Annotated in this window: 1 rRNA gene; it reads right to left on the bottom strand. The window is 46.6% G+C overall.

Features of this window, described 5'->3' with window-relative positions:
• A 16S ribosomal RNA gene (locus CD121_RS09485) occupies positions 1–175 on the bottom strand; the annotation flags it as partial.
• Positions 176–204 lie beyond the last annotated feature (29 nt).

Here is a 204-nt window from a genome sequence, read left to right as displayed (position 1 = left end):
GGTATTAGCTCCGGTTTCCCGAAGTTATCCCAGTCTTATAGGTAGGTTATCCACGTGTTACTCACCCGTCCGCCGCTAACGTCAAAGGAGCAAGCTCCTTATCTGTTCGCTCGACTTGCATGTATTAGGCACGCCGCCAGCGTTCATCCTGAGCCAGGATCAAACTCTCCATAAAAAATTATGATGTTTGATTAGCTCATAAAA

It is taken from the genome of Staphylococcus pasteuri (assembly GCF_003970495.1).
Taxonomy (GTDB): domain Bacteria; phylum Bacillota; class Bacilli; order Staphylococcales; family Staphylococcaceae; genus Staphylococcus; species Staphylococcus pasteuri.
This window is presented reverse-complemented; position numbering and strand designations above follow the sequence as displayed.